General features: G+C 35.2%; 5 protein-coding genes. 3 read left to right on the top strand and 2 right to left on the bottom strand.

Translation table 11 applies throughout. The features are described 5' to 3' along the window. Positions 1 to 223: 223 nt before the first annotated feature. Positions 224 to 412 (bottom strand): hypothetical protein, encoded by a 189-nt coding sequence (locus tag DYY66_RS03210; RefSeq protein WP_166286167.1) that lies wholly within the window; start codon positions 410 to 412, stop codon positions 224 to 226. 342 nt (positions 413 to 754) lie between these two features. Here DYY66_RS03210 and DYY66_RS03205 point away from each other — a divergent pair, with 342 nt between their 5' ends. After that, positions 755 to 919 carry a hypothetical protein gene (locus DYY66_RS03205; RefSeq protein ID WP_166286165.1) on the top strand — a complete coding sequence of 55 codons (165 nt, stop codon included), beginning with the start codon at positions 755 to 757 and terminating at the stop codon, positions 917 to 919. A 279-nt stretch (positions 920 to 1,198) separates the two neighbouring features. Here the strand turns inward: DYY66_RS03205 and DYY66_RS03200 are convergent, their stop codons facing one another. After that, the gene (locus DYY66_RS03200; RefSeq protein ID WP_166286163.1) at positions 1,199 to 1,585 is read right to left on the bottom strand and encodes a VOC family protein; all 387 of its coding nucleotides are present in this window, start codon (positions 1,583 to 1,585) and stop codon (positions 1,199 to 1,201) included. A gap of 479 nt (positions 1,586 to 2,064) precedes the next feature. Between DYY66_RS03200 and DYY66_RS03195 the strand changes: the two genes are divergently transcribed. Then, complete coding sequence (locus tag DYY66_RS03195) at positions 2,065 to 2,295, top strand: hypothetical protein (RefSeq protein WP_166286161.1); 231 nt, start codon at positions 2,065 to 2,067, stop codon at positions 2,293 to 2,295. A gap of 49 nt (positions 2,296 to 2,344) precedes the next feature. Further along, a complete protein-coding gene (locus DYY66_RS03190) occupies positions 2,345 to 2,944 on the top strand; it encodes a hypothetical protein (protein ID WP_166286159.1) in 600 nt (199 codons plus the stop codon). Positions 2,945 to 2,972 lie beyond the last annotated feature (28 nt).

The following is a 2,972-nucleotide window of genomic DNA, read 5'->3' as shown; positions in this document are numbered from 1 at the left end:
TTTCGTGACCATGATAAAGGAACTTGTAGATACGGAAACGCAAATAATAACAAATCATCATAATAATCCAACCATTCCTTTTGACTACTATAATCTGATGATAAGAGAAATTAATTCTAAAATCATCTGCAAAAGAGAAGTATACAAGCGACTGACAGGCGAAGATTTGGAATATTAACAGGTTGGATGAAATGACACCTGCACAGGCGGTTACATTTCTTGTCTATACTGTAACGGATTTTTTTTCTTGCTCAATCTCTGCTTTCAATATGTTGATCTGTAAGAGCTCTCTGAATGTTTCATCAAGATCCTTTAGTTTTGTATAAATTACAAACACATTGTCATAGGTAAGAATTGATTTATCGGGAACTAGTTCGTTAGGACGCATAATGTGATCTATGAACTTCCACATTTCTTCTAATGTTGGCTTGTTTTGTTCGGTTATTGCGGTTCTACTCTGTTACGATTTTTTTGTATTAGTTCTAGTTAAAGACTAGCTTTCTTTTTACACATATACAAAGTGGATAATTGATTGATGGTCAATACAGTTTCAATCAGATCTATTAAATTCAAAATTAAATCAGATAGTTGCATGCCATATACCTGCAGGGAATGTAAACTAGTATTTCATTCAAGTGAGGGACTTGAACTCCATGTGCTTAGAAAACATACAAAACCTATTCCAAGTGGATTAGATCACTTTTCCTAAATGATTGTAAACAAATGATAAATATTTGATTGAAGATGAATCGTTATGGGAATTTTAGACAAAGCTAAAGGCTTGGCTCAGAAAGGTGCAGAAAAGGGTATCAAACTTGGAAAAAAAGGAATCGAAAAGGGCGCAGAATTGGGAACCAAAGGATATGAAGGTGCCAAAGAGTCTGCAAAAAAGGGATACGAGAAAGGCAAGAAAAAATAAACATACGACATCTTCATTAATCTTGTAAGACCAATTTTTGTAATGGCGAATATACTCTCCCTTGGTATCACTAGGGAACTTGTTACAAGAACTGCCATAATCACAATTATCTTCTCAGTAATCTCCTATGTTGTGATATACAAGAATTCATCAACACCCGAACAGTTGGCAATATCTATGCATTTCTCTTTGTTATCTTTGGGATAGTGATGCTGATAAGTATTCTATTTTGTCTTCGAAAATATTATGCGATGAATACCAATTAACATGTCTCAATAACTATACAGAATCTTCAATAATTTTTTCGGCAAACAAGATGAGGCCACCAAAGGGATCTCTGATAAAGAACTCCTTAAAGCCCCAAGGTTTTTCCTTCGGCTTGCCTCCTCCTATATTTTTTGGATCTAGGTGTTGTAGACATTTTTGATACAAATCCTCGATATTCTTAACTTCAATCCACCATACGGGGCAACTAGGTGGATCATCAGGGGAATAATGCATGTGAAGGTCAACCCCATCACGGCTCAAGATAATTAATGAATCATCATTGTAAGTAGTGGAAAAGCCTAGTTTCCCATAAAATGTTAGTGCCAAATCCAAGTTGTTTATATGAAATCTTGGAACAAGCCTGAGAAAGGAAGCCTGTTCAGGTGTCTGATTTGACATGTATCAATTTTATAATGATTTGATAAAACGTTTACGTATCTTACTGAAAGAATCAAACGTAACTTTACACTCATTTTCTAGCATCCAAAATTCACCCTTGATTAATNAGCATCCAAAATTCAGTCTTAATTCATGGCTATCAAATGTACCACAATTTCTTACGACCACATATGGGCTTGAATGGTCAAACGCCAGCAGAGGCTTGTGGTGTTACCATTGAAGGTGATAACAAGTGGATGACGTTAATACAGAATGCTAGTAGGAGAGAAGTTTGACTACGTATGAATGTCCCTTGTGTAAAATTAGANCATAATTACCTTAGACCTCACATGGGCTTGGATGGAAAGACACCTTCAGAAGCTTGTGGAATTAAGATTAGTGGAGATAACAAGTGGATTACTCTAATTCCGAATGCTAGCATAGCACAAACAACGAATTAAGCACATTGCTGATATAGAACAAAAACAAAATATTGCTAGTTGAAAAGATCCGCAAAGATAGCAATCATTGCAGGTATTGTCATTGTTGTTATAGTATCTGCGTTGGCAGTTGTTGTTCATCTAAGACAATCTGCAATAGAAGGAACTGAACATGCAAATGAAACTATTTCTCAGAAAGTCAATGAGGCAGTAAACGCCATAACCAATAAGAATACAACAAACTCAGAAGCCAATGAAAGCCCTGCACAGAGGGCAAGTGAAGGAAAATAAAGATACAAAAAATCTCTGAGTTAATATTAACAATAATTAACCGTGATTTATGTTTGAACTAATCGTATTTTTCACTTCATTCAAGTATATCTTTGTTGAAGGTGGAGAACAAGCACTTGTTGGAATAGGAGTAGCAAGCAAAATCGGATTAAAACAGACTCTAAAAATTACTACGTTTGGTATTGCAGTTGGAATCATTTTATATTTTATTTTTCTAAAGTTTGCTGGATTTGTTCCTACTAATATCCTTGAAATTGCCCTAGGTATAGGATTGTTATTTTTTAGTGGCTTGATGTTCAAGGAATTTTTTGAAGATGAAACTAAAATGGATACAACAAAACATAAGATAACTTACTTTTACATAGCCATGCTTGAAGCAGTAGAAAATTCTGTTGCTTTGGCTACCTTTAGTTTGATTCAACTTGAAAGTGCCTTGATAGGATTTGCTATTGCAATAGGTCTGATTGTTGGTTTATTGTGGTTAGGAACTGTGAAGAAAGTACCACTACGAATTACTAGATTGATAGCAGGAATACTTCTCACAAGTACGGCAATACCACTCATTCTTTATGGTTTTGGTGTTTTTACACCAGACTTTATTCACTGGCTTATACCTCCATTAACGCCACCCGACGGTCTTTTACAGTAAAAATTTCCGACGTAGACTTGATAGAACC

The organism is Candidatus Nitrosotalea sp. FS, from assembly GCF_011319475.1.
GTDB lineage: Archaea > Thermoproteota > Nitrososphaeria > Nitrososphaerales > Nitrosopumilaceae > Nitrosotalea.
This window is presented reverse-complemented; position numbering and strand designations above follow the sequence as displayed.

Bases quoted from the DNA above. Each gene is read 5' to 3' on its own strand.
- DYY66_RS03210 (WP_166286167.1), bottom strand. From the start codon at position 412: ATGTGGAAGTTCATAGATCACATTATGCGTCCTAACGAACTAGTTCCC.
- DYY66_RS03205 (WP_166286165.1), top strand. From the start codon at position 755: ATGGGAATTTTAGACAAAGCTAAAGGCTTGGCTCAGAAAGGTGCAGAA.
- DYY66_RS03200 (WP_166286163.1), bottom strand. From the start codon at position 1,585: ATGTCAAATCAGACACCTGAACAGGCTTCCTTTCTCAGGCTTGTTCCA.
- DYY66_RS03190 (WP_166286159.1), top strand. From the start codon at position 2,345: ATGTTTGAACTAATCGTATTTTTCACTTCATTCAAGTATATCTTTGTT.